This is a genomic window from Bifidobacterium santillanense, assembly GCF_018555385.1.
In the GTDB taxonomy this organism is placed as follows: Bacteria; Actinomycetota; Actinomycetes; order Actinomycetales; family Bifidobacteriaceae; genus Bifidobacterium; species Bifidobacterium santillanense.
In genome coordinates, this window is sequence record NZ_JAFEJS010000002.1 from 86,430 (window position 1) to 112,785 (window position 26,356).

Below are 26,356 nucleotides of genomic sequence, written 5' to 3' on the forward strand. Positions count from 1 at the left end.
GACGGGAGCGCCGCCCATCACCGGGCGCGGTTCCTTTCGTTTCCGTGGACGCATTCAGCATAACACGGTTTTACAAGAACGTTTAACTATTGGATCTCGAAACAGGCATAAGCGTGTAAAGAGCGGCTAGATTCCAGTGCTTATAGGCCTTTTGACCTTGAATGCGAATCGGCGTGTTGAAACGTTCTTGTAATCCATCTAAGTGAAACGTTTCACTTCAATGCGACGAGACGGGACCACGACCCACGGCAACGCGCACGTCGACGACGCGGGCTGCGGCGACGATGGCTACGAGGGGAGGAACGTCAGGCGGACCCGCCGCGGATCAGGGAGAAGCCGGCGGTCTCGCGCCGGGCCGGCATGTCGCCGCCCTTGATGCGCTCGATCAGCATGGACACCGCGCTGCGCGCCATGCCGTCGAAGTCGACGGCGATGGTGCTCAGCTGCGGGATGAAGTAGGCGGTGGGGCTCACGCCGTCGAATCCGAAGACGGCCTTGTCCTCGGGCACGCGGATGCCCATGTCCGTCAATCCCCTGATCAGACCGAACGCGATGAGGTCGTTCATGCAGAAGACCGCGTCGTATCCCAGATCGGCCTGCACGATGGTCGAGGCCGCCTTCGCGCCGCCCTCGACGGTCCATTCGCAGGGGATGGTGTCGCTCTCCTCCCCCAGTCCGGCGGCGATCATCGCCCGCACGGCCAGCATCGAACCGGTGTTGCGGCCGGCCTGCGCGAACTCCTCCGCCGCGAAGCGACGCCCGCCGGCGATCGCCACGTGGGCGTATCCGCGCTGTTTGAGGTACGCGAACGCGGTCCTGAACGACGCCTCCAGAGGCAGGGAGACGTTGTCGTACTGGGGATGGTCCTCGTAGTCCTCGAACAGCACGGCCGGATGCCCGCCGATCAGCGACTGCAGCTCGCCCTCCGGGATGTTGTGGAGGTTGATGATCAGGCCGTCGCACATCGGCGTGCTGACCCGTTTGAGGGAGTCGCGTTCCGACTCGGTCGAGGAGTTGGTCTGGACCACGACGGTCTGGTAGCCCTGCCTGGCGGCCTCCTTGGAGATGGCCCATGCAAGGTCCGAGAAGTACGGGTTCGACAGCTCGGGCACGACGAACGCGATGATGCCGCTGCTTCCCTGCTTGAGGAAGCGCGCGGAGATGTTGGCCGTGTAATGGACCTTCTCGGCGGCCTTGAGGATGCGGTCGCGGGTCTCCGGCTTGAATCCGGGCTCACCGCGCAACACCACCGACGCGGTCGCGACGGACACGCCGGCCTCCCTCGCCACATCGCGCAACGTCGCCATGACGGCCCCTCCAGTCTGTCGATGATCGTTCCCGGAACAACGTTCCGGCGCAACAACATAAACGCTATATCATCATCGGCGCGAAGTCCGCGCACCCGCCCCGGGGAGAGGCCGGCCGGCTTCCCGGCCGCATCCGGGGCCATCCGCGGACGGGCGCCCGCTCACGGCTCGATGATCCAGCTCAGGCCCACGAGGACGATGAGGAAGAGGACGTTGACGGCGGAGTAGACGGCGAGGTAACGGCCCTTCTTCTCCGGGTACCTGCGCGTGACGTTCTTGTAGCCGATCAGGGAGGCCATCGAGGCGATGAGCGTGCCCATGCCGCCGAGGTTCGTGCCGATGATGAGCGGACGCCACTGGTCGGTGAAGCCGGACAGGAGGATCGTGGTGGGCACGTTGCTGATCATCTGGCTGGAGACGACCGACACCTCGAGCGGATGGGCGCCGACGAACGCGGCCGCGAGCTCGTAGAACTCGGGCACGCGTTTCATGTTGCCGATGAAGATGAAGAACATCGTGAACGTGAGCGGCAGACCCCAGTCGACGTTCTTGAACACCTTGCGGTCGCACACGAGGAACGCGGCGAACACGATCACGCACATCGCCCACAGCGGGATGAAGTCGCTCACCGCGAGGAGGCACACGACGAACAGCACGGTGTAGACGACCGTGCGCCAGCCGCCGTAGCCGGCGCCGTAGCCGGTGATGCGGATCTCGTCGGGCTGGTGCTTGCCGGCCGACGGCGCGAGCACGCCCTGCTCGATGCCGGCGCCGTCGAGCGCGTTGAACTCGGAAACCGGCTTCGAGCCGAACACGACGCACGAGATAATCACGAGCATCACCGCCGCGGTGAGCGAGTACGGGGCCATGATGCCGATCATCTCGCCGGCGGGCATGCCGGTCAGGGCCTTCAGATACAGGTTGTGCGCGTTGCCGATCGGGGTGAGCATGCTGCCGACGTTCGCGCCGATCGTCATCAGCGTGCCGACCAGCACCGCGTACTCCTCCATGTTCGCCATGATGAGCACCGAGATCGCGAACGGGATGAACGTCACGAGCGCGACGTCGTTGGTGATGAGCATCGCGGAGAAGAAGGTGAGCGAGATCAGCGTGATGACCAGCCCCCTCGCGGTGTTCACGTGGTGCAGCAGACGCGAGCCGATGATGCGGAACACGCCGATGCGCTGGAAGCCGCACACGACGAGCATCAGGCAGATGAGCTGGCTGATCGTGCTCGTGTGCACGTAGCCCTTGTAGTCGGCGTCCGGCGGGACGATGAAGCAGGAGATGATGGCGAGTATCGTCGCGACAATCAGAATCGTTTCGCTTTTGAGCAGTTCGACGAACCAGCGTCGCATCGCTTCCTCCGTGGAGTATCAAGGGTTTTGCCGTCATCATATTACCGGCCGGCGGCCCGTTCTACGTTGCCTCGGCGTGCTGTTTTCCGACCGTTTTCGGCCGAATCGACCGTCACGGCTACTGCCGATTGGGCTCGTTCGCCGACTTTTCGACGACGGAGCGGGTGAATCGGTAATGAACGAGAAGTGAATTACTACATCCCGATGCACCCCGTCCCGGGACCCCGAAGAGCGTTCGCGGGGAGGACCGTCGCGGGGCGGCGACCCGCCAAACTACGGCGGCTACACGGATGCCGTGTAGTTTCACTCGCTGTTCACCATACTTTCCTCGAGCTTTCCCCGGAAGTTGTCCGCAACTGCAGCGAACGGACCGAACATGGAATCGACGGCAAGCGGTCCAGCCGCGTCCACCAAGGCCATCCACGGCCATCCAAGAAGGCAGTCGAAGAAATATGCTCGAACTGAAGAACATCACCAAGTCGTTCGGGGACACCCACGTCCTCAACGGCATCAGCCTGGAACTCGACAACGGCAGGATCATGTCGATCCTCGGACCGTCCGGCGGCGGCAAGACCACGCTGCTCAACATCATCCTCGGCATCACCGAGCCGACCAGCGGCCAGCTGCTGTACGACGGCGAGGACCTGACCCACGTGCCGATGGAGAAGCGCGGCTTCAACATCGTGTTCCAGGACTACGCGCTGTTCCCGAACCTCACCGCCTACGAGAACATCACGTACGGCCTGCGCAACAACCCCGGCATCTCCTCCGAGGCCGAGATCAAGGAGCTGATCTCCCTGCTCGGACTCGAGGAGCACCTCAACAAGCGCATCGACGAGCTCTCCGGCGGCCAGAAGCAGCGCGTGGCCCTCGCCCGCACGCTCGTGATGAAGCCGAAGCTGCTGCTGCTCGACGAGCCGCTGTCCGCCCTCGACGGCGTGATCAAGGAGTCGATCAAGGCCAAGATCAAGCAGATCGTCGAGCAGTACAAGCTCACGACGATCATGGTCACCCACGATCCGGAGGAGGCCTGCACGATGAGCGACAAGGTCCTCATCATCAACCACGGCAAGGTCGCCCAGTTCGACACCCCGGAGAACATCATCGAGCACCCGGCGTCCGACTTCGTGCGCACGTTCATCCTCCACCAGCTCGAAGTCAAGCGCAACAACATCTACACGCTGTTCAACGAGGGCGACGCGGACGCGGCCAAGGCCAACGCCCAGCTCGCCGCCGCCGGACAGGAGGCGTGATCGCGATGTCGGTCGAATCCATCCAGGCTGGCAAACAGCTGCCCAACATCCGCCCCGAGATCCACAACTACGAGGCGCGCCCCTCCAAGCCGAAGCAGACCGAGCTGTGGACGCTGCTCGCGATCGTCGCCGCGTGCTTCATCGGCTTCCTCGTCGTGCCGATGATCCTCGTGATCATCCGCTCGTTCACCACCGCGAACGGCGCGGGCACGCTCGAGAACTACGCGACGATCCTGTCGCGCCCCGAGTTCACGCGCTCGATCGTCAACTCGCTGACCGTCTCCGCGGCCTCGGCGCTCATCGCGGTCCTGCTCGCGTTTCTGCTCTCCTACACCATCAACTGCACGAACGTGCCGGCCGGGTTCAAGAAGGCCGTGGCGCTCCTCGCCCAGCTGCCGATGCTGCTGCCGACCATCACGTACGGCTTCGCGATCATCTACTCGTTCGGCAAGAACGGCCTGATCACGCAGCTCATCGGCCATCCGCTGTTCGACATCTACGGCTTCAACGGCCTGCTGATGGGCTACGTGATCTACACGCTGCCGACCTGCTTCCTGCTGATCAACAACAGCTTCCAGTTCGTCGACAAGAAGTTCATCATCGTCTCGCACATCATGGGCGACAAGCCGGTCACGACCTTCCTCAACACCGTGCTGCGCCCGCTGGTCGGCACGCTGGCCGTCGCGTTCATCCAGTCGTTCTTCCTCGCGTTCACCGACTACGGCATCCCGACCTCGGTCGGCGGCGAGTACGACGTGCTGGCGATGACGCTGTTCAACCAGATGCTCGGCTCCATCCCGAACTTCAACCGCGGCGCCGTGATCGCCGTGTTCATGCTCATCCCCTCGATCATCTCGATCATCCTGATGACCGTGCTCGAGCGCTTCGCGATCCGCTACAAGCAGATCTCGCAGGTCGACCTGCCCAAGGGCAGGCGCCGCGACTGGGCGTGCGGCATCGCCTCCGTCGTCACGCTCGTGTGCGTGCTGTCGGTGTTCCTCGTGATCCTGCTCATCCCGTTCGTCCAGGAGTGGCCGGACCACCTCGGGTTCACGTTCTCGCACATCGCGAACCTGTTCACCGACTCCCAGCTGACGCAGGTGTTCGTCAACTCGCTGTACGTGGCCGCGATGACCGCGATCTTCGGATGCCTGTTCGTCTACGCCGCGGGCCTCGTGACCTCCCGCTCCAAGCTGCCCGCGTGGGCACGCCGTTCGGTCGACTCGATCTCCGCGATCATCAACACGGTCCCGGGCATGGTCCTCGGCATCGCCTTCCTGTTCGCCTTCTCAGGCTCGCCGCTGCAGAACACGTTCTGGATCCTCATCATCGCGAACATCATCCACTACTTCGCGACCCCGTACCAGATGATCAAGGACTCGCTGACCAAGATGAATGCCGGCTGGGAGACCACGGCCAAGCTGATGGGCGACAACTGGATCAAGACGCTGGTGCGCGTCGTCACGCCGAACGCGTGGCCGACCCTGCTGCAGATCTTCGGCTACTACTTCGTCAACGCGATGGTGACGATCTCCGCGGTCGTGTTCCTCACCGGAGCCCGCACGCAGGTCATCACCACGAAAATCTCCGCCCTGCAGCACATCGCCAAGTTCGACGACGTGTTCGTGCTCTCGCTGCTCATCCTCGTCGTGAACCTCGTGGTCAAGGGCCTGATCGCCCTGCTCACCCGCGACCGCTCCAGGGAGCGCGCGAAGGCCCGTGCCAAGGAGCGCGCGGCCGTCAGGACCCCGCAGGTGGCGGCCTCGTTCAGCACCGTCAGGCCCAGCCGCCAGCTCGCGGCCGCGGCGGCGACGTTCCAGCTGCCGACCGACAACAACCGCAGGGCCCGCGGGTTCCTCACCGGCATCGCCTCGGCCGTGTGCGTGGCGCTGCTCGTCACCTTCGGCGCGGTCTCCACCTCCGCGGCCGCCGCCGGCGGCAAGGTCGTCATCTACACGAACGCCGACGAGGAGGCCGTCACCGCCTTCGAGCACGCGCTCGACCGCAACGGATACAAGGACCAGTACATCATCCAGGAGTTCGGCACCTCCGAGCTCGGCGGCAAGATGCTCGCCGAGGGCAAGGCGCTCGAGGCCGACATGCTCACGATGAGCTCCTACTACGTCGATTCGGCGCAGGAGCGCAACCACATGTTCGCCGACCTGACCGACGTGCACTCCAAGCTGCTCGGCGACTCGGAGAACTCGAAGGCCCCGGCCTACCGCTCCCCGACCACCGCACAGGAGGGCGCGATCATCATCAACACCGAGGCCCTCAAGGCCGCCGGCGTGCCCCGCCCGACCAGCTACGCGGACCTCGCCAAGCCCGAGTACAAGGGGCTCATCTCCGTGCCCGACATGGAGGGCTCGTCCACCGGCTGGCTGATGGTCCAGGCCATCGTCGACGCCTACGGCACCGGCGAGAAGGGCAGGCAGATCCTCACGGACATCTACCGCAACGCCGGCCCGCACCTTGAGCAGTCCGGCTCCGGACCGCTCAAGTCCGTGCGCGCCAAGGAGGTGGCGATCGGCTTCGGCCTGCGCCACCAGGCGGTCGCGGACAAGAAGAAGGGCCTGCCGATCGACTACGTCGACCCGACCGAGGGCAACTACTCGCTCACCGAGTCGGTGGCGGTGCTCGACAAGGGCCGCGCCACCAACCCGAAGGCGCAGAAGATGGCGGGAATCATCATCGACAAGGGCCGCAGGGAGCTGCTGCAGACGTATCCGACGCCGCTGTACGTCGGCGAGAAGGCGCCGGCGAACGCGTCCAAGCGTTCGAAGACGTTCCCCAAGCCCCTGACGGTGGACCTGCTCCAGCAGCACCAGGACTTCTCGTCCGAGTGCAAGCGCATCGCGCAGGGTGAATGAACTCCAGGCAAACGGGATTCACAAAACTACATACGACACTCCGAGTCATGTGCGTAATCTACGTAGAAGTTTTCTCCGATTACGTGCGTGACTACACTCGGCGCTCGGATACGACATCAGGCCGCTTCGACCGGCATCGCATCGAACGAACAACGAACACATCGCACGAACAACGAACGCAACCCAAGCAACCGAACCGGAGCCGGACTCCGGAACCCACGGAAAGGAACACCACCATCATGGCTAACGAATACAAGCTGCTGACCCCCGGCCCGCTGACCACGACGCGCACCGTCAAGGAGGAGATGCTCTTCGACCACTGCACGTGGGACGAGGACTACCAGCAGATCACCCAGAAGATCCGCCGCCAGCTGCTCGAGCTCGCGCACTGCGATCCGGCCGACTACACCGTCGTGCTCATGCAGGGCTCCGGCACCTTCGGCGTCGAGAGCGTGCTGACCTCCGTGATCGGCAGGGACGAGAAGGTCCTGCTGTGCACCAACGGCGCATACGGCGACCGCCAGGTCAAGATCTGCGAGCACGCCGGCATCGACTACGTGCAGTACGCCGAGCCGTACGACCGCATCCCGAACGCCGACAAGGTCGAGGAGTACCTGCGCAACGACCCGTCCATCACCCACGTCTCGATGATCCACTCCGAGACCACCTCCGGCCTGCTCAACGACATCGCCGCGGTCGCCACCGTCGCCAAGGCGCACGGCTGCACGTTCATGGTCGACGCGATGAGCTCCTTCGGCGGCGTGGACATCCCGGTCTCCGGCTGGGGCATCGACTTCCTCGTCTCCTCCGCCAACAAGTGCATCCAGGGCGTGCCGGGCTTCAGCTTCATCATCTGCAACAAGGCGAAGCTCGAGGCGTCCAAGGGCAAGGCCCGTTCGCTGTCCCTCGATCTGTGGGACCAGTGGAACACGCTCGAGAAGGCCAACGGCAAGTGGCGCTACACCTCCCCCACCCACGTCGTGCTCGCCTTCTCCAAGGCACTCGACGAGATGTTCGCCGAGGGCGGCATCCCGGCCCGCTCGGCCCGCTACCAGCTCAACAACGACCTGCTCATCGCCCGCATGAAGGCCCTCGGCTTCCGCACCTTCCTCGACGCGAACCAGGGCCCGATCATCACCACGTTCCTCTACCCGGCTGGCACGAAGTTCGACTTCCACGACATGTACGAGTTCATCAAGGAGCGCGGCTACGCGATCTACCCGGGCAAGCTCACCACCGAGGACACGTTCCGTCTGGGCAACATCGGCGAGATCTACACCGATGACATCGAGAAGGTGACCGAACTGCTGGCCCTGTACATGGGCGAGCGCGGCCTGCTGACCGCCGCCACCGGCTCCGATTCCGTGCCCGCGGCGATCGCCGCGATGGACGCTGCCGGCGAGCCGATCAAGGCCGCCGCCCCGGCGAACGTCAGGCTCACCGCCTGATCCGAGAAAGGGAGAACAATCATGACCAACCGTTTCGAGGCCGTCATCTTCGACTGGGCCGGCACCACCGTGGACTACGGCTGCTTCGCCCCCGTCAAGGCGTTCCAGGAGGCGTTCAAGGAGTTCGGCGTCGAGCCGACGATGGCCGAGACCAGGAAGCCCATGGGCATGCTCAAGCACGACCACATCGCCACGATGCTGCGCATGGACCGCATCGCCCGCGCGTGGGAGGACCGTCACGGCGCCGCCCCGACCGACGCGGACACCGACGCCGTCTACGCTCACTTCGAGCCGAAGCTGCTGTCGATCCTCGACGGCTTCGCCGATCCGAAGCCGGGCGTCGTCGACGCGGTCGCCGAGCTGCGCGCCGACGGCCTGAAGATCGGCTCGACCACCGGCTACACGGACAAAATGATGGAGATCGTCGTGCCGAAGGCCGCCGAGAACGGCTACGCGCCGGACTTCTGGATCAGCCCGGACGGTGTGAACGGCTTCGGCCGCCCCTACCCGTACATGGTCTTCCGCAATCTGGAGAAGCTCGGCGTGACCGACGTGCGCCGCGCCGCGAAGGTCGGCGACACGCTCTCCGACATCCGCGAGGGCAAGAACGCCGGCGTGTTCACCGTGGGCGTCACCGAGGGCAGCTCGCAGATGGCGCTGAGCAGGGACGAATTCGAGGCGCTGTCCGACGGGGACAAGGCCAAGGCCCGCGCCAAGGCGCGCGACGCGTTCGTCGCCGCCGGCGCCGACGCGGTCATCGATACGATGGCCGAGCTGCCGGCGCTGCTGCGTCAGATCGCCTGAGCTCCGTCCCCGCGGCGGCGCGGCGGCGCACGGAATCGTCCGTGACGACGAACGTGTGTGCCGATCGCACGCAACCGCACAATCGCACATCGACGCAAAACGCCGGAACCGCAACGTTCCGGCGTTTTTCATGTTCGATTGACGGGGCGTCAATGCTCACACGTCTGTTATTGAGAACGATTCTCTGCGCATCGCCGGGTGCACTCGGCGATGACGCGCACGCCGAGAGCGACGTCGGCGGCGTCGGGGCGGACCATGTTGAGTCGGATGTGCGCGTCGTCGGTCTCGTCGACGTCGAACACGCCGCCGGGCATGAACGTGACGCCCCGCGCGCGGCAACGGGCGAGCAGATCGAGCGAGCGCACGCCGTCGGGCAACGCGACCCACACGTAGTAGCCGCCGGCCGGCACGCTCCAGCGCATGCCGTCGGGGGCCCACCGCTCCAGCGCGGCGACGGTCGCGTCGCGTCGCGCGCGGTAGGCGCGGGTCAGCCCGGCGACATGGCCGGCGATGCGCCCCTCCTTGAGCAGCTCCAGGCAGATGCGCTGCGACGACGTGCTCGTGTGCTGGTCGACCATGCGCCGCAGCGCGGCCAGCCTCGCGACGACGTGCGGGTCGGCCACGACCCATCCGGTCCTCAGACCCGAGGTGACGGTCTTCGAGAACGTGGACAGGTACATCACGTATCCGCTGTTCTCCATGCCGGCGAGCGGTACGGGACGCCCCTCATCCGCCGACCCGTACCACAGGTCGCCGTAGGCGTCGTCCTCGACGACGAGGCACTGGTAGCGATGCGCGACGTCGATCAGCGTGCGGCGGCGCTCCATCGGCATCGTCGTGCCGGTCGGGTTGTGGAACGTGGGGATCGTGTAGATGAGCTTCGGACGGAACCGGGCGCAGTAGCCCTCCAGCAGGTCGGTGCGCATGCCGTCGGCGTCGACGGGCACGCCGACGATCCGGGCGTCGGCCGACCGGAACGTCTGCAGCGCGGGGAAGAACGTGGACTGTTCGACGAGCACGTGGTCGCCGGGGTTGACGAACGCGCGCACGATGAGGTCGATCCCCTGTTCGGAGCCGGACAGGACCATGACGTTGCGCGCGTCGCAGCCCACGCCCCGGTCGCGCATGTGGCGCGCGAGCAGGTCGCGCAGCTCGTCGAAGCCCTCGATCGGCGACTCGGGCTGGCCGTCGAACTCATGGGAGGCGAACGCCTCGAGGCTGACGGCGCGCAGCAGGTCGTCGGGGATGTCGGCCGGGTTCGGCGAACCGGTGGCGAAGTCGATGACGTGCGCGTCCCGCCCGCCGGAGCCGCGCTGGGCGCGGTCAGCCTCGGCGATGTCATGGTAGGTGAACCGGTTGGAATAGTCGGAGAACAGCACCGACCACGGCGGGCGGATGACCGGTGGCTCGGCCGCGTCGGAGGCCGGAGCCGCGCCGTCGCGTATCGTATGGACGACGGCGGGCGTCCGTGTCGTCCGGGGTGTCCGCGGGTCCCCTTCCCGACCCACGGACGCCCCGGATTCCACGGACGCCACGAACGTGCCCTTGCCGACGCGCGAGGCGATGAGATGCTCGTCCTTCAGCTGCTGGTAGGCCTGCAGCACGGTGGTGCGGTTGACCTCGAGGCGCGCGGCGAGCTCGCGTTCGGGCGGCAGCCGGTAGCCGGCTGCGAGCGCGCCGGAGACGATCTGCTCGCGCAGCTGGGCGGCGAGCTGCCGGTACATCGGCACGCCGGAACGCCGGTTCAGATCCAGCTGCATATCGATCGTCTCCTTGATGTCACGTCGTTCCCGAACGGCCGATTCGCCCCCAGTGTAGTCCGGCGGCGCCGGACGCGGTCACAGGCCGAGGAACAGCTCGTGGATGCGGGTGTCGTCCGTGAGCTCGGGGTGGAACGCGGTGGCGATGATGTTGCCCTGGCGCAGGGCGACCGGATGGCCGTCGACCTCGGTCTCGACGCGCGCCTCGGGCCCGACCGAGACCACGTACGGCCCGCGGATGAACACGAGCGGGAAGCCCTCGATGCGCTCCGGGTCGCCGGGCGCGCCGAAGTCGGCGGTCGTCTCGAAGCTGCCGAGCTGGCGGCCGTACGCGTTGCGGCGCACGACGGCGTCGAGCGCGCCGAAGTAGACGTTCGGATCGTTGTCGAGCTTGCGGGCGAGCAGGATCATGCCGGCACAGGTGCCGAACACCGGTTTGCCGGCCCCGATGTGCGCGGCGATCGGTTCGAACAGGCCGGTCGAGCGCAGGAGCTTGCCCTGCGTGGTGGATTCGCCGCCGGGCAGGATCACCCGGTCGATGGAGTCGTCGAAGTCCTCGGCGGCGCGCAGCAGCCTCCATGGGGCGCCGAGCCGGTCGAGCACTGCGGCGTGTTCGGCGAACGCGCCCTGGACGGCGAGGATGCCCGTCACGCCGTGGCGCGCGGCCTCGGCGTCGTCGGACTCCTCCTTGGAGATGTATTGGACGGCTACGACCATGATGCGTTGTCCTTTCGGGGACGGTCACTCGCCGCGGGCGGCCATGATGGTCTGGATCTCGTCCTCGTTGATGCCGACCATCGCCTCGCCGAGGTTCTCGGAGAGCTTGGCGAGCAGGTCGGCGTCCTGCCAGTTGGCGGTCGCCTGCACGATGGCGGCGGCGCGCTTGGCCGGGTCGCCGGACTTGAAGATGCCGGAGCCGACGAAGACGCCCTCGGCGCCGAGCTCCATCATCAGGGCCGCGTCGGCCGGGGTGGCGATGCCGCCGGCGGCGAAGTTGACGACCGGCAGACGGCCGTTGTCGTGCACGTACTTGGCGAGGTCGTACGGCACGGCGAGCTGCTTGGCCGCCTCGTAGACCTCGTCGTCGCGAAGCCCCACGAGCTCGCGGATCTGCTTGTTCATCGTGCGCATGTGGCGCACGGCCTGGATCACGTCGCCGGTGCCGGGCTCGCCCTTGGTGCGGATCATCGCCGCGCCCTCGGCGATGCGGCGCAGGGCCTCGCCGAGGTTCTTCGCGCCGCACACGAACGGCACGTCGAACCGACGCTTGTCGATGTGGTAGACGTCGTCGGCCGGCGAGAGCACCTCGGACTCGTCGATGTAGTCGATGTCGATGGCCTGGAGGATCCGGGCCTCGGCGATGTGGCCGATGCGGACCTTGGCCATGACCGGGATGGAGACGGCCTCCTGGATGCCCTTGATCATGGCCGGGTCGGACATGCGCGAGACACCGCCGGCGGCGCGGATGTCGGCCGGGATGCGCTCGAGGGCCATGACCGCGCATGCGCCGGCGTCCTGGGCGACCTTCGCCTGCTCGGGCGTGGTCACGTCCATGATCACGCCGCCCTTGAGCATCTGGGCCAGATTACGATTGAGTTCCGCACGATCCTGCGTCATGGTGTTCCCTTCATGTGAGATGATGATCGGACGAGGTCGTTTCCGCGCTGTTCGCGGTCAACGCCCGTTGGCGTTCATTATCGAACGCGCAGCCGCAGTCCCACCCATACCGGTCCAATTTGGACCGGGCCAATCAGGGAGTTCTTCACCCAGCCAATCCGGCACCGTCGACCGACGACCGGCCACATTGGGGACGGCCCTCCTCCCGACGGGGAGAGGGCCGTGGAATCAGTCGCCGGATGCGTCGCCGTCGACGTATTCGAGCAGGTCGCCGGGCTGGCAATCGAGGGCCTCGCAGATCGCGGCGAGGGTGGAGAAGCGGACGGCCGAGACCTTGTTGTTCTTGATCTTCGACAGGTTGACGTTGGTGATGCCCACCTGTTCGGCCAGCCAGTTGAGCGACCGCCCGCGCTCCACCATCATGCGGTCGAGCCGCAATACGATGCGGCCCGTCATAGCAGTCCGTCCACATCCTCCTGCAACGCGGCGCCGTAGTCGAAGACGCGCGACAGCAGGATCGCGAGGATACCGAGCAGCAGGTAGACGAACAGGCCCATCGGGTTCGTGCTGCCGCCGATGTCGGTCAGGACCAGCAACGCCGCGTCCGAGACGAGGGTGATGGCCGGCACGGCGATGAGGTACGTGCCGATGCGCATCAATCGTGGCGCGAGACCGACACCGAACGGAGTGGTGCCGTCGGGGTCGCGCATCCACCGCCGCATGTCCACGCACATCCGTGCGACCTCGTGGAACGTGAGCACCATGAGCACGCTGATGGCCAGGACGGTCAGTCCGGCGATGATGACCGACGGCGGGTTGAGCTCCATCGTCGTGCCGTCCGACCCCCATCGGGCCAGTCTGACCTCGCTGCCGAGATACCCGCCGGTGATGTTGAGCCGCGCCCCGCCGATCGGATACGAGGCGCCGTATCCGTCGTCCGACGCGACGAAGGCCTCCGGCAACGCGAAATACAGCACCTCGAGGATCAGCATGATCGCGGCGGACAGTACGTAGAGCACCTCGCCGGCGCGGGCGATGAACAATGCGAACGAGCTCGCCTTGGCGAGACGGCCGCGGGCCGCGGCCTTCGATGTTGTCCTGTCCATGATGACCTCCTCGTCATCGCGGCGGCCGATCCGGAAGGATGGGCCGTCATCGGGATTTCCGATGGGACCATCATACCATAATTTATCGTTTGTCGTTAATTTTTTAATGTTAAACGACTATTGCTGTTGGACATACATAACAGAGAACCGTTCTCAATAGCAAACGTGCGATCCGAACGCACACAAACACACAACCGCACATCGGGGAAAACGACGAAACCGCAACGTTGTAACGCATTCCATGTTCGATTGACGGGGCGTCAAGGCTCACACGTTTGCTATTGAGAACGGTTCTCTGCGCACTACAGAGCGGACGAACCGACTACGACGGCAAACCGGACGCCCACGCGCACGGCCGGAGACGATTCAGCCGACGTTGTTGCCGTAGACCTGGGCCTGCAGATCCTTGCGGGAGGTCTCGAGCCGGGTGATCTCGCCCAGAAGGGAGATCTTCTCCTCGCCGTCCGGGAGCATCGCCATGCGGCGGCGGGCGGCGCCGATGCGACGCATCATGCCCATGTCGAGCAGCTTGGCGAGCAGCTCGTTGGCGTACTGCACCTCGGCCTTGGAGGGGGCGCGCAGCTGCGCGTCGGCGGCCGGGGCGTCCTGTCCGGCGCCGCCCCGGCCTTCGGACGGCAGCGGCAGCGGCATCACGGCGAGCTCGTTGATGACCGGCTCGAGCATCGGCCCGCCGGCCTTGGTGAGGTTGTGCATCCACAGACCCTGCGGGGTGTCGTTCGACGGCAGCCCGCCGGCGGCGGCGATCGCCTGGTAGAGCGTGCGGAACACCGGCGTCATGAAGTTCGCGAGCGTGAGCGCCGCGAACCAGTTGGCGTCGACGGCGCGCGGCACCTGGATGAGCATCGCCATGAACTGCTGTTCGGCGATGAACACGGCGTCGTCGATGCGGAAGTACGTCTGCTCGGTCGCGTCGCGGTGCTCGAGCTCACGACGGCGCGCCGGGTTCGCGTACGGGTTGGCGCCAGGTTCGACGCGGGCATCGCCGGCGCCGCCCGCTCCCCCGAACCTGCGGCGCGGCGCGTACGCGTCGTCCTCGCGCACGTGCAGCCGACGCCTGGCCGAGTTGACCTCGTTGCGCATGATGTCGAGGTCCACGCCGATGCGGCGCGTGGCCTTGCGCGTGTAGATGTCGAGCAGCGAGCGGTCGCGGATCTGCGCGACCAGGGGCGCCACGGCCTTGACCGCGCCCATCTGGCCGGTCGTGTACGTGGTGTCGAACCGTCCGATCGCCGCGTCGATGACGAAGTCGTACAGGGGCTTGGCGTGTTCGATCAGCGAGCGCACCGCCTCGTCGCCGCGTTCGATCCGCAGGTCGCACGGGTCGAGGTTGTCGTCGGCGACGGCGACGAACGTCTGCGACAGGAACGCCGAGTCGAGGCCGAACGCGTGCAGCGCGGCCTTCTGGCCGGCCGCGTCGCCGTCGAACGTGAACACGATGCGCGAGCTCAGCGGCTGCCCCTCGACCTTCAGGGGGCCGACGAGCTGGACCGCGCCGAGCGAGTCGTCGGCGATCAGGCGCCGCACGATCTTCGCGTGCTCGGCGCCGAACGCGGTGCCGCAGGTCGCGATCGCGGTGTCGACGCCGGCCAGGTGCATCGCCATCACGTCCGTGTAGCCCTCGACGATGACGACCTGGCGCTTCCTGACGATCGCCTTCTTCGCGAGGTCGATGCCGTAGAGCACCTGGTTCTTACGATAGAGCGCCGTGTCCGGCGTGTTGATGTACTTCGCGGCGATCGTGTCGTCCTCGTACAGCTTGCGCGCGCCGAAGCCGAGCGTGCGGCCGGTCGAGTCGCGGATCGGCCAGGTGACGCGTCCGCGGAAGTAGTCGTAGACGCCGCGCTGGCCCTGACGGGCGAGGCCCGCGTCGAGCATCTCCTGCTGCGTGAAGCCCTTGGACGCGAGGTGTCGGACCAGATTGTCCCAGCCCTGCGGCGCGTAGCCGCAGCCGAAACGCTCGCAGTCGGCCTGGCTGAACGTGCGGCCGCCGAGGAGCTTCCTGGCGGCGAGCGCCTCCTTGGTCATGATCTGCGAGACGAAGAAGCGCTGCGCCTCCTCGTTGGCCTCGAGGAGCCTCGCGCGCTTCGACCCGGCGCGCTCGTTCGCCCCGCCCCCGCCGGAGTTCTCGTAGTGCAGTTCGATGCGGTACTTGTCGGCGAGCAGCTGCACGGCCTCACGGAAGTCGATGTTCTCCTGCTGCTCGACGAACTTGAACACGTCGCCGCCGAGCCCACAGCCGAAGCAGTGCCACACGCCAAGGGACGGGCGCACGTTGAAGCTGCCGGTCTTCTCGTCGTGGAACGGGCACAGGCCCACGTACGTGCCGGTGCCGGAGGGTTTGAGGGAGACGCTCGCCGATACGATGTCGTACAGGTCCGCGGCTGCGCGCACCTTCTCCACGTCTTCCTTCTTGATCATTCCGGCCATAACGCCCTACCTTACCTCAGCCGGTTCCGTCCAGTCGCGCCCCTGCGGCCGGTGGGGGCCGGCCCATGCGACGCGGGACACACTCAAGGCCGTTCGGCCAAGCCTACGGTCCCGCATCGCATGGGCCGGCCCCCACCTCACTTCCAGCGATACGTTACGTCTCACACGAACGGAGGAATCGGCCGATAGGCATGATGCGCGACCGTAGGCTTGGCCGAACGGCCTTGAGTGTGTCGCGCATCATGCCTATCGGCCGATTCCGGACACCGTACAGAACGCAACGCCTCAGACTTCACGTCAGAACAGAATCGAGTGCAATGCCAGCGCGGAGGCGTCGGTGAGGGAGGCGACCTGGTCGACGGCGACGCGCAGACGCTCGCCGTCGTTCGCGGCGTTGTCCCAGTCCTCGAGGAACTGGGGTTCGAGGAGGTCGGCGGGGCGCGGCGAGTCGTTCATGAGCACGTCGATCAGGTCGGTGACGATCCGCTGCTCCTCCATGTGGAGTGGCTCGCGCTGGCGCGGGGCCATGACGAAGTGGACGGCGATGCCCTTGAGGGCGACGATCTCGTAGGCGGTCTCGTCGGGGATGACGACGTTCGCGCAGTAGCGGGTCAGGGGCCCGGGGCCGTAGGCGTCGCGCGTGGCCTCCTCGACGCTCCAGGCGAACCGGCCGATCAGGTCGGAGGTGATGTTCTTGAGCTGGGCGAGCGAGGCGCGCGAGCCGTCGAAGTGCATCGGGAACATGTCGAGGCGGCGCAGACGGCGGAAGGCGGCGAGCAGCAGATCGGGGTCCCACGCGTCGCCGTACCATGCGCGCGTGGATTCGACGATGCGGTCGATCATGCGCGGGTCGGTCAGGACGATGGGCCTGAACGCGCCGGTGGCGATGGCGTCCTCGACGTCGTGCACGGAGTACGCGATGTCGTCGGCCAGGTCCATCACCTGGCATTCCATCGGCCTGGTCGCCTCGGGCGCGTCGGTCTTGAGCCAGCGGAAGACGTCGACGTCGTCCGGGTAGACGCAGAACTTGCTGGGTTTGACGCCCTTGAGCCGGGCGTATTCGGCGGCCCGGTCGAACGTCCACGGGTATTTGACGGCCGCGTCGAGCGAGGCGCGCGTGAGGTTCACGCCGGCGGACCGGCCGTCGGGGTGCATGACCTTGGGCTCGAGGCGGGTCAGCAGCCGCAGGGTCTGCGCGTTGCCCTCGAACCCGCCGATGTCGCTGGCGATGCGCGCGAGCGCCTGCTCGCCGTTGTGGCCGAACGGCGGATGGCCGAGGTCGTGGGCGAGGCAGGCGCAGTCGACGACGTCCGGGTCGCAGCCGAGCAGCTTGCCGACCTGACGGCCGATCTGTGCGACCTCGAGCGTGTGCGTGAGCCTCGTGCGCACGAAGTCGTCGGTGCCGGCGACGAGGATCTGGCTCTTGGCGCCGAGGCGGCGCAGGGCGGACGAGTGGATGAGCCGCGCGCGGTCGCGTTCGAACGCGGTGCGCGACTTGGATTTCGGGGGTTCGGGCGCCCACCGCTCCTCGTCGAAGGCGGTGTAGCCCTCCCCCGCCGGGATGATCTCGTCCGCCATGAGGGCGCTCACATCACAGCAGCGAGGCCGGGTCGAGCTTGGCGAGGTCCTCGGGCGGCAGCACCTCGGCGGCGTGCTCGTACAGGCGCGGGATGCGGTTGCGCAGGCAGGTGAAGATCTCGTAGCTGATGGTGTCGGCGGCGCGGGCCCAGTCGTCGGCGGTCGGTTCGGCGAACGCCTCGCCGCGGCCGGGGCCGAACAGTTCGACCGTGTCGCCCTCGTGCACGCCGAGTTCGGCGGCCGAGCCGTGCAGGTCGAGGATGAACTGGTCCATGCACACGCGGCCGGAGACGCGGTAGAGCTTCGGGCCCTCGGTGGTCATCACGCGCACCGGGCCGCCCTCCTTCTCCACGTGCTTGGCGCCCTGCATGTCGAATCCGGAGGCGGAGCGGTGGATGCCGTCGGCGTAGCCGAGCGGGACGATCGCGGTGGACGTGTCGTCGGGGGTGAGGTAGGTGCGGCCGTAGGAGATGCCGTGGCCGGCCTCGACGTCCTTGACGGTGCCGAGCTGCGCCTGCAGGCGCATCGCGGGCGTCAGATGCCAGTCGCGCGGCGTGCCCATCGCGGGGTCGGGCTCGTAGCCGTACAGGCCGATGCCCGGGCGTGTGAGCTCGAAGTGGATCTCCGGGCGGTCCAGCGTCGCGGCCGTGTTGGCGAGGTGTCGGATCTCGGGGGCGATGCCGGCGGACTCCATGCGGGCGGTGAACGTCTTGAAGGTCTCGATCTGACGGTCGGTGGAGGCGACGAACTCGGGCACGTCGGGGCTGTCGGCGACGGCGAGGTGGCTCCACTGGCCGACGACGTGCAGCACCCCCTCCTTGGCGAGGGGCACGAGCTTGGCGAGCGCGGCGTCGAAGCCGGCGGGCGTGAAGCCGTTGCGGCCGAAGCCGGAGTCGACCTTCACGTGGACGCGGGCGGTCCTGCCGAGCCTGCGCGCGGCCTCGGCGACGGCGTCGATGCCCGGCAGGGAGCCGACGGAGACGTCGATGTCGTTGGCGATGAGCTCGTCGAACGGGACCTCGGTGCCGTTGTAGACCCACGTGAGGATGTGGCAGCGGTCGGGGCCGATGCCGAGCTTGCGCAGCAGCAGCGCCTCGTGCGACTGCGCGGTGCCGAGCCACGTGGCGCCGCCGGCGAGCGCCGCGAGCGCGGCCGGCAGCAGTCCGTGGCCGTAGGCGTCGGCCTTGACGACGCCCATCACGGCGGTGCCGGAGTTCGGCCCGCCGACGACGCTCACCAGATGCGCCATGTTGTCGCGCAGGGCCCTCATGTCGACGATGGCCTGCGCGGGGTAGCGACGGCGGGCGGCCGCGTAGTTGGCCCTGCCCTGTTCCGAGCTGAATTCGATTGCTGGTGCTGCACTCACAGCTGCATGCATAGTCATGACGCCCTATTGTGGCGCGCGAGCATGACGTGTCCGCGGGCGCGGCCACATGTCGACCCGTACGCGCCGCACCGCCGGCCGGCGGACCGGCGCGGTTCCGGCCGTGTACGCCCTGCGCCGGCGCGTCGGGCGCGTCCACGTGCGGCGACGCATCATGAGACGCGACGCGCCGCTTCTCCGACAGTCCATGTACACTCGCTCTTCACACGGTTCGCTTGCCGTTTTCCCGCCCGTAATATGCGGGGGCAACAATATCCGTAACTTCAAGACTCCCGGCGTTGAGGCGTGTCGGGGTCCCGGAATTCCGTCCGGTCAAGCCCATTCCACTTCATTCATGAGAGAAGACCATGAATCTGTTCCGTAAGAAAACGGTGGATCAGCTTGTCGCCGATTCCACCCCTCTCAAGCGCACGATGCGTACCTTCGACCTGACGATGCTCGGCATCGGCGCCATCATCGGCACCGGCATCTTCGTCCTGACCGGCAAGGGCGCGTTGACCGCCGGCCCGGCGCTGTCCGTGTCGTTCCTGCTGGCCGCGATCTGCTGCGGCTTCGCGGGCCTGTGCTACGCCGAGTTCGCGTCGATGGCGCCGGTGTCCGGATCCGCCTACTCCTACGCGTATCTGGCGTTCGGCGAACTCATCGCGTTCGTGATCGGATGGAACCTCATCCTCGAATACGCCCTGCAGGCGGCCACCGTGTCCGCCGGATGGGCCGGCTACTTCAATAAGCTGCTGGAGGGCTTCGGCCTGAGCCTGCCGGTCGAGCTGACGGCCGCCTACGGCACCACGCCGGGCGTGACCACCTACTTCAACCTGCCCGGCTTCGTCGTCGTGCTGCTCATCACATGGGTGCTGTCCGTGGGCATCAACCAGACGAAGAAGACCAACGACATCATGGTGCTGATCAAGCTCGCCATTATCGCGCTGTTCATCATCTGCGCCGTGTGGTACGTCAAGCCGTCCAACTGGCAGCCGTTCTCCCCGTACGGCATCTACACGTTCCAGCCCGGCTCCACGCAGCCGTACGGCATCCTGCCGGCCGCGTCCATCGTGTTCTTCAGCTTCATCGGCTTCGACGCCGTGTCCTCCTCGGCCGAGGAGACCATCGAGCCGAACAAAACGCTGCCGCGCGGCATCCTGCTGTCGCTGGCCGTCTCCACGGTGATCTACATCATCATGACGCTGGTGATGACCGGCATCGTGCCCTACCAGGAGTTCGCGAAGTTCATCGACGCGCCGGTCGCCGGCGTGATCCTGTACACCGGCATGAACTGGCTGGCGGTGATCGTCAACATCGGCGCGCTCGTCGGCATGACCACGGTGATGCTCGTCCAGCTGTACGGCCAGTCGCGCATCTGCTACGCGATGGGCCGCGACGGCCTGTTCCCGAGGTTCTTCAGCGAGGTGCACCCCAAGCACCGCACCCCGTTCAAGGGCACGTGGTTCTTCGGCATCCTCACCGCGATCGCCGGCGGCTTCATCAACATCAACATCCTGTTCGAGCTGGTGAACATCGGCACGCTGTCCGCGTTCATCATCGTCTCCGCCGGCGTGCTGTGGATGAGGAAGACCGCCCCGGACGCGCACCGAGGCTTCAGGGCCCCGGGTGTGCCGGTCGTGCCGGCATTGTCCATCATCTTCTGCCTGGTGTTCATCGCCGGCCTCAACTGGGAGACCTGGGTGAGGTTCGCGATCTGGCTGGCCATCGGTCTGGTCGTCTACTTCGGCTACAGCCGCAGGCACTCCAAGCTCGAGGGCGCCGAGGCTCCGGCGGTCGAGCCGGCCGCCGCGAAGTGACCGCCTGCGGACGGCGCATACGCAACATACGCGAAAGGACGGGCCTCTTCCCCACCGGAAGAGGCCCGTCCTCGCATTGTCCGCCCCGTCGGCGAGCCGTTCGCGCCGACCGGGGGCGGTTCCCGCTCCTATGCGAGCCCCGCGACTCACCACTCGTGGCGCTGGTAGGCGATGCGGGTGGTGTCGGTGGGGCGGTCGATGAGCTGGATGAGGCCGCAGCGGGCGAATCCGTTGGTCTCGAGGATGTGCTGCATGGCCCTGTTGTTGGGGTGCGTGTCGGCACGCACGTTGCCGTAGTGCTTGAGCGCCCACGCGATGCAGTCGCGCGCCGCGTGCTTGACGAGGCCGGACGAGGCGATGCGGTGGATGGTGACGTAGGCGTCGTCGTCGAGCCACGCGCCGTCGATGTGCTTGTAGGTGGGGTCCTCGCCGGGGCAGAGCGCGAACTGCGCGAGGATGCGCTCGTGGCCGTTCTGCGTGTCGACCAGCAGCATCGTGCGCTGGTTGGCGATGTCGTCCCTGATGACCTCCTCGCGCGGGAACGTGTGGCCCCACTGCGTGGGGTTGCCGTTGCGCGCCATCAGCTCGCGGGCATGCGCGTAGATCTTGAGCATCTGCGGGAAATCGCGCATGGTCGCATGGCGGAAGCGCCGGGAGGACGTATTGGAGACCACGGTTCACCTCACGGTAGGCGGGAATTAGTGTGACTGAGCGGTTACGCTACCACGTCCGCCTCACAAACGCCGGGTGAAGTCTGTGATTCGGCTGGAAACGCGTTTCGGCCCTCCCGTCCGTGCGGGGCGGGAGGGCCGAAACCGATGGAAAGGAAAGGGGAAGGAGAAGCAACGCGGCTCACGTGCGGGGCGTGCGGCGGTTCACGCGCGCCCCACACGATCGCCTCCCCTCACCGTCGAGGGGAGGGAATCCGGTCAGTGGGTGGCGATCTCGTCGACCTTGGTGACGTGGCCGCCGAACTGGGCGCGCAGCGCGGTGACGACGCGCAGGATGTCGTCGGCGCCGCCGCGCGAGGCCTGACGCTGCCACAGGGCCGCGGCGGTGGTCGGGGTGGGCACGCCGAGTTCGAGCGCGGCCTCGATCATCCACTTGGCCTCGCCGGACTCGTTGGCGACGGCCGGCACATCCTTGAGCTCGGGATCGTCCTTGGTGGCGTTGTCGAGCAGGTCGAGCAGCCAGCTGGCGACCACGGAGCCGGTGCGCCAGGAGGTCATCGTCTCGGCCGGGTTGGTGACGTATTCGCTGCGCAGCATCGTGGCGAAGCCCTCGCCGAACGCCTGCATCATGCCGTATTCGATGCCGTTGTGGACCATCTTGGCGAAGTGGCCGCCGCCGACCGGGCCGGCGTGCACGAGGCCGAACTCGCCTTCGGGCTTGAGGCTCTCGAAGATCGGCAGGACGGTCTCGTAGTCCTCGTCGCCGCCGCCGATCATCAGCGCGTAGCCGCGCTCGGCGCCCCACACGCCGCCGGAGACGCCGCAGTCGAGGAAGCCGATGCCGCGCTTGGCGAGGGCGGCCGCATGGTCGCGGTCCTCGGTGTACTTGGAGTTGCCGCCGTCGACGACGATGTCGCCGGCCTCGAGCAGTTCGCCGAGCTTCTCGATCGTGGATTCGGTGGGGGCGCCGGCGGGGACCATGACCCACACGACGCGGGGGGCGTCGAGCGCGGCGACGAGGGCCTCGAGCGAGTCGACGTCGCGGCCGGAGTCGGGGTTCATGTCGAAGCCGACGATCTCGTGGCCGTCCTCGCGCAGGCGCTTGACCATGTTGCCGCCCATTCGGCCGAGGCCGATCATACCCATCTGCATTTCGGTTACCTTCTTCGGTGTTGTGTTCTGGTGGTGGTGTCTTGTGATGTCTGGTGACGTCTTTGTATGACGATTGTCGAGGGGCGATCAGAGGGCGAGCGCGCCGGCGACGGCCGCGGCCTCCTGATCGGGGGTGCCCTGTCCGATGTGGGCGGCGATGTGGACCTCGTCGGCGCCCGGCTCCTCGAGGATGTCGAACTGGGAGCGCAGCATCTCGGGCTTCATGAAGTGGCCCTCACGGTGCGAGAGCCGTTCCATGACCTCGTCGTACGTGCCCTTCATGTAGACGAACACGACGCCCGGGCGGCGCAGCTTGTCGCGGTAGACCTTCTTGAGCGCCGAGCAGGTGACGACGGCGGGCTCGCCGGCGGCGATGCGGTCGTCGATCCAGGAGGCGAGGGTGTCGAGCCACGGCCAGCGGTCCTCGTCGGTCAGCGGGTGGCCGGCGGCCATCTTGTCGATGTTGGCCTGCGGGTGGAAGTCGTCGGCCTCGGCGTACTTCATGCCGTAGTGGTCGGTCAGGTGGGTGGCGACGGTGCTCTTGCCGCAGCCGCACACGCCCATGAGGACGATGATCGGCTTGGTCTTGGCGAAGTAGTCCTTCGGGACGGTGTTCTCGACGATGATGCGTTCGGCGAGCGTGGACTCGGCGGTTTCGGCGGTGGGTGCGACGGCGGTGGCGGTCATGATGGTCTTCCTTCGTTGAAGCGGTGCGGATGATGGACGATGGCGATTGGGGTGGGGGTGCCACCGCCCGGGAAAGGGGAAACCGGGCGGCGACGGTGTTGGTTGAGGGGATGCTGCCGGCCTAGACCAGCGGCACGAAGATGCTGGCGATCATCACGAGGGCGAGCACGACCACGGACAGCAGGCACTCGAGCACGGTCCAGGTCTTGAACGTCTCGCCGACCTCGAGGCCGAAGTACTCCTTGATGAGCCAGAACCCGGCGTCGTTGACGTGGGAGAGGAACACGGAGCCGGCGCCGATGGCGATGACGAGCAGCGCGATGGCCGGGGCGGTCACGCCCATCTGGTCGACGACCGGGCCGAGGATGCCGGCGGTGGTGATGATCGCGACGGTCGCGGAGCCGGTGGCGACGCGGACGAACGCGGCGATGAGCCAGGCGAGCAGGAAGATCGAGATCGAGGAGCTTTCGACGAACTTGCCGATGATGTCGCCGATGCCGGTGTCGACGAGGACGCCCTTGTAGCCGCCGCCGGCGCCGACGATGAGCAGGATGCCGGCGATCGGGGGCAGCGCGGCCTTGAGGGAGTCGTTGACGGCCTTCCAGGACATGTGGGTGGTCCGGCCGAGCACGAGCATCGCGAAGACGACGGCGACGGCGAGGGCGATGGCGGGCTTGCCGAAGAAGGCGAAGATCTGGGCGTAGAGGGCGTCGGAGCCGGCCTGCTCGGGGGCGGCGATCTCGAAGATCGCGTTGCCGAGCATCAGAATGGCGGGCATGAGGATGCACAGCACGGACAGCGCGAACGGCGGCTTGGTGGTGACGGGGTTGCCGTCGGCGTCGACGCGGCCCCTGCCGGTGTCGAAGTTCTCGGGGGCGCCGACCGGCACCCACTGGGCGGCGAACTTGGAGAAGAGCGGGCCGACGAGCGCGGCGGTGATCACGGCGATCGGCAGGCCGAACATCATGGTGACGCCGACGGAGCCGTTCTTGAAGCAGCTCAGGGCGGCGAGCGGGCCGGGCTGCGGCGGCATGCAGGCGTGCATCACGGACAGGCCGGCGAGGGTCGGGATGGCGACGCGCATGAGCGGCAGCTTGGAGCGGCGGGTGATGAGGATGATGACGGGCACGAGCACGACGAGGCCGACCTCGAAGAACATCGGCAGGCCGATCAGGGCGCCGATCAGGGCCATCGTCCACGGGATCATCCTCGTGGAGGTCCTGGCGAGCAGCGTGTCGACGATCGAGTCCGCGGCGCCGGTGTCCATGAGCACGCGGCCGAGCATCGCGCCGAGGCCGACGAGGATGCCGACGGAGGCCATCGTGGAGCCGAAGGTGTTCGAGAAGCTCTCGACGGTGGCGACCGGGCCGTAGCCGGAGCCGATGCCGACGACGAGCGCGGAGATCAGCAGGGAGACGAACGGATGCAGCTTGGCGACGGTGACCAGCAGGATCAGGACGACGATGCTGGCGACCACGCTGATGCCGAGCTGGGTGCCGTTGAGGTGCACCGCGGTATCGGCCGCCGCGAGAATCATGGAGGTATTCATAATCCATCTCTTCTTTGAGTCGTTGAATTGGATGACGAAACTCTGTCAACCAATTCCTTTTGTATGTTGACATTCAATATAGACCAACGTTTTGGATTACGCAATACGATTTGCTGCCGGCGTGTCGGATATGTATGCCATAAACGCAGGCCTATGAGATACTTGTCCTATGAATACGGAGAAGAAGGACACGAACGAACGTCCGCTGCACGACCGGCTGCTGGATGAATGGGGCATGGCGATCGTCGACGGCGACATCGCCTCCGGAGAACGGTTGCCCGAGCCGGAGCTGGGCGGCGAGAGCCCGTCGCGCACGGTCACGCGCGAGGCGACGCGCGTGCTCGAATCGATGGGGCTGGTGAGCGTCAGACGCAAGGCGGGCGCGACCGTCAACCCGATTCGGGAGTGGAACATGTTCGACCCGCAGGTGGTGCGGTGGCGCCTGTCCGGCCGGCACCGTCTCGACGCGCTGCACGAGCTGTCGCAGCTGCGCTCGGCGATCGAGCCGCTGGCCGCACGCCTCGCCGCGACCCACGCGACGAACGAGCAGTGGGCGGCGCTGACCGAGGCGGCGATCGGCATGGTCTCGCATTCGGACCACGCCGACGAACAGGAGTACCTCGACGCGGACAGCCTGTTCCACCGCACGCTGGTCGAGGCGAGCGGGAATCTGATGATCGCGAATCTGGGCGACGTCGTCGTCGCCACGCTCGAGGGGCGCACCCAGCACGAGCTGATGCCGAAGACCGCGAACCAGGAGGCGCTGGACCTCCACAGCGAGGTCGCCGCGCTCGTGCGCAAGGGCGACGGCGCGGGCGCCGAGGCCGCGATGCGCCGTATCGTCGACGAATCGGACGACGCGATCACGCGCATCGCGACCCGATAGAGGAACCGGGACGGTGAGGGGTCGCCGCCCGCGATACCCGACACGCTCAAGGCCGCTCGGCCAAGCTTACGGTCGGGTATCGCGGGCGGCGACCCCTCACCTCACTTCCAGCAAAACGCCACGAACGGGCTTCAGACAACCTTGCGGACGAAGGGGTCGGAGCTGATGCCCTTGGCGAGGATGTCCTTGCACCACTCCTTCGCCGTGAACAGGCTGTGGTCGCGGTAGTTGCCGCAGCTCTCGATCGTGGTGGCGGGCACGTCGTCCCACGTGGCCTCGTACGCGATGAACTCGAGCGACTCCTTGAGGGCCCTGGCGACCTCCTCGGTCGGGTGCTCGCCCCAGGTCAGCAGGTGGAAGCCGGTGCGGCAGCCGAACGGCGAGCAGTCGATGTAGCCGTCGATGCGCTCGCGCAGCAGCACGGCGATGGTGTGCTCGATGGTGTGCAGGCCCGCGGTCGGGATCGCGTTCTCGTTCGGCTGGACGAGACGCAGGTCGTAGTTGGAGATCACGTCGCCGTGCGGCCCCTTCTCCGTGTCGATGTAGCGCACGTACGGCGCCTTGACCTTCGTATGGTCCAGCTGGAAGCTCTCGACGACGGGCTTCGCCGGCTTCTCGTTCGTTTCCTCGGTCATGATCGTCCCCCTTATCGTTGCATCGGAATGACGGATACCATAAT

21 protein-coding genes are annotated in these 26,356 nt (G+C 66.7%); 6 read left to right on the plus strand and 15 right to left on the minus strand.

Annotated elements, in window-relative coordinates:
• Positions 1-305: 305 nt before the first annotated feature.
• Both JS528_RS02980 and JS528_RS02985 read right to left on the minus strand, forming a co-directional pair.
• On the minus strand, positions 306-1,307 hold the full coding sequence (locus tag JS528_RS02980; RefSeq protein WP_214357629.1) for a LacI family DNA-binding transcriptional regulator: 1,002 nt from the start codon (positions 1,305-1,307) through the stop codon (positions 306-308).
• Between the two features lie 161 nt (positions 1,308-1,468).
• Positions 1,469-2,665 carry an SLC13 family permease gene (locus JS528_RS02985; protein WP_214357630.1) on the minus strand — a complete coding sequence of 399 codons (1,197 nt, stop codon included), beginning with the start codon at positions 2,663-2,665 and terminating at the stop codon, positions 1,469-1,471.
• Between the two features lie 452 nt (positions 2,666-3,117).
• Here JS528_RS02985 and JS528_RS02990 point away from each other — a divergent pair, with 452 nt between their 5' ends.
• The 4 genes from JS528_RS02990 to phnX all read left to right on the plus strand — a co-directional run bounded on the left by JS528_RS02990 (position 3,118) and on the right by phnX (position 9,040).
• On the plus strand, positions 3,118-3,918 hold the full coding sequence (locus JS528_RS02990; protein WP_214357631.1) for an ABC transporter ATP-binding protein: 801 nt from the start codon (positions 3,118-3,120) through the stop codon (positions 3,916-3,918).
• 5 nt (positions 3,919-3,923) lie between these two features.
• On the plus strand, positions 3,924-6,788 hold the full coding sequence (locus tag JS528_RS02995; protein WP_214357632.1) for an extracellular solute-binding protein: 2,865 nt from the start codon (positions 3,924-3,926) through the stop codon (positions 6,786-6,788).
• 239 nt (positions 6,789-7,027) lie between these two features.
• On the plus strand, positions 7,028-8,236 hold the full coding sequence (locus JS528_RS03000; protein WP_214357633.1) for a 2-aminoethylphosphonate--pyruvate transaminase: 1,209 nt from the start codon (positions 7,028-7,030) through the stop codon (positions 8,234-8,236).
• Between the two features lie 21 nt (positions 8,237-8,257).
• Positions 8,258-9,040, plus strand: a complete 783-nt coding sequence (phnX, locus tag JS528_RS03005; protein WP_214357634.1) for a phosphonoacetaldehyde hydrolase — start codon at positions 8,258-8,260, stop codon at positions 9,038-9,040.
• A gap of 167 nt (positions 9,041-9,207) precedes the next feature.
• Here the strand turns inward: phnX and JS528_RS03010 are convergent, their stop codons facing one another.
• From JS528_RS03010 to alr, 8 genes are all read right to left on the minus strand, one after another.
• Positions 9,208-10,800, minus strand: coding sequence for an aminotransferase-like domain-containing protein (locus JS528_RS03010; RefSeq protein ID WP_214357635.1), 1,593 nt, complete (start codon positions 10,798-10,800; stop codon positions 9,208-9,210).
• 78 nt (positions 10,801-10,878) lie between these two features.
• Positions 10,879-11,517: a pyridoxal 5'-phosphate synthase glutaminase subunit PdxT gene (gene pdxT, locus JS528_RS03015; RefSeq protein ID WP_214357636.1), complete on the minus strand. Its 639-nt coding sequence runs from the start codon at positions 11,515-11,517 to the stop codon at positions 10,879-10,881.
• 24 nt (positions 11,518-11,541) lie between these two features.
• Positions 11,542-12,417 (minus strand): pyridoxal 5'-phosphate synthase lyase subunit PdxS, encoded by an 876-nt coding sequence (pdxS, locus tag JS528_RS03020; protein ID WP_214357637.1) that lies wholly within the window; start codon positions 12,415-12,417, stop codon positions 11,542-11,544.
• 228 nt (positions 12,418-12,645) lie between these two features.
• Positions 12,646-12,873, minus strand: a complete 228-nt coding sequence (locus JS528_RS03025) for a helix-turn-helix domain-containing protein (RefSeq protein ID WP_214357638.1) — start codon at positions 12,871-12,873, stop codon at positions 12,646-12,648.
• Positions 12,870-13,523 carry a hypothetical protein gene (locus tag JS528_RS03030; protein WP_214357639.1) on the minus strand — a complete coding sequence of 218 codons (654 nt, stop codon included), beginning with the start codon at positions 13,521-13,523 and terminating at the stop codon, positions 12,870-12,872. Before JS528_RS03030 ends, JS528_RS03025 begins: the two co-directional genes overlap by 4 nt.
• Before the next feature lie 366 nt (positions 13,524-13,889).
• A complete protein-coding gene (dnaG, locus tag JS528_RS03035) occupies positions 13,890-15,971 on the minus strand; it encodes a DNA primase (RefSeq protein ID WP_214357640.1) in 2,082 nt (693 codons plus the stop codon).
• Positions 15,972-16,268: 297 nt separating this feature from the next.
• Positions 16,269-17,549: a deoxyguanosinetriphosphate triphosphohydrolase gene (locus JS528_RS03040; protein ID WP_214357641.1), complete on the minus strand. Its 1,281-nt coding sequence runs from the start codon at positions 17,547-17,549 to the stop codon at positions 16,269-16,271.
• A gap of 13 nt (positions 17,550-17,562) precedes the next feature.
• Positions 17,563-18,927, minus strand: coding sequence for an alanine racemase (gene alr, locus JS528_RS03045; protein WP_214357820.1), 1,365 nt, complete (start codon positions 18,925-18,927; stop codon positions 17,563-17,565).
• Positions 18,928-19,280: 353 nt separating this feature from the next.
• Here alr and JS528_RS03050 point away from each other — a divergent pair, with 353 nt between their 5' ends.
• Entirely contained in the window at positions 19,281-20,732 is a 1,452-nt protein-coding gene (locus JS528_RS03050) for an amino acid permease (RefSeq protein WP_214357642.1), read from the plus strand.
• A gap of 146 nt (positions 20,733-20,878) precedes the next feature.
• Here JS528_RS03050 and JS528_RS03055 read toward each other — a convergent pair whose 3' ends face one another.
• From JS528_RS03055 to JS528_RS03070, 4 genes are all read right to left on the minus strand, one after another.
• Positions 20,879-21,364 (minus strand): GNAT family N-acetyltransferase, encoded by a 486-nt coding sequence (locus JS528_RS03055; RefSeq protein WP_214357821.1) that lies wholly within the window; start codon positions 21,362-21,364, stop codon positions 20,879-20,881.
• 297 nt (positions 21,365-21,661) lie between these two features.
• Positions 21,662-22,603 (minus strand): phosphogluconate dehydrogenase (NAD(+)-dependent, decarboxylating), encoded by a 942-nt coding sequence (gene gnd, locus JS528_RS03060; RefSeq protein ID WP_338069766.1) that lies wholly within the window; start codon positions 22,601-22,603, stop codon positions 21,662-21,664.
• A 39-nt stretch (positions 22,604-22,642) separates the two neighbouring features.
• Entirely contained in the window at positions 22,643-23,242 is a 600-nt protein-coding gene (locus tag JS528_RS03065) for a gluconokinase (protein WP_240541277.1), read from the minus strand.
• Positions 23,243-23,363: 121 nt separating this feature from the next.
• The gene (locus tag JS528_RS03070) at positions 23,364-24,779 is read right to left on the minus strand and encodes a GntP family permease (protein WP_240541278.1); all 1,416 of its coding nucleotides are present in this window, start codon (positions 24,777-24,779) and stop codon (positions 23,364-23,366) included.
• 181 nt (positions 24,780-24,960) lie between these two features.
• Here JS528_RS03070 and JS528_RS03075 point away from each other — a divergent pair, with 181 nt between their 5' ends.
• Positions 24,961-25,677 carry a FadR/GntR family transcriptional regulator gene (locus JS528_RS03075; RefSeq protein ID WP_214357645.1) on the plus strand — a complete coding sequence of 239 codons (717 nt, stop codon included), beginning with the start codon at positions 24,961-24,963 and terminating at the stop codon, positions 25,675-25,677.
• A gap of 131 nt (positions 25,678-25,808) precedes the next feature.
• Here the strand turns inward: JS528_RS03075 and JS528_RS03080 are convergent, their stop codons facing one another.
• The gene (locus JS528_RS03080) at positions 25,809-26,312 is read right to left on the minus strand and encodes an S-ribosylhomocysteine lyase (RefSeq protein ID WP_214357646.1); all 504 of its coding nucleotides are present in this window, start codon (positions 26,310-26,312) and stop codon (positions 25,809-25,811) included.
• Positions 26,313-26,356 lie beyond the last annotated feature (44 nt).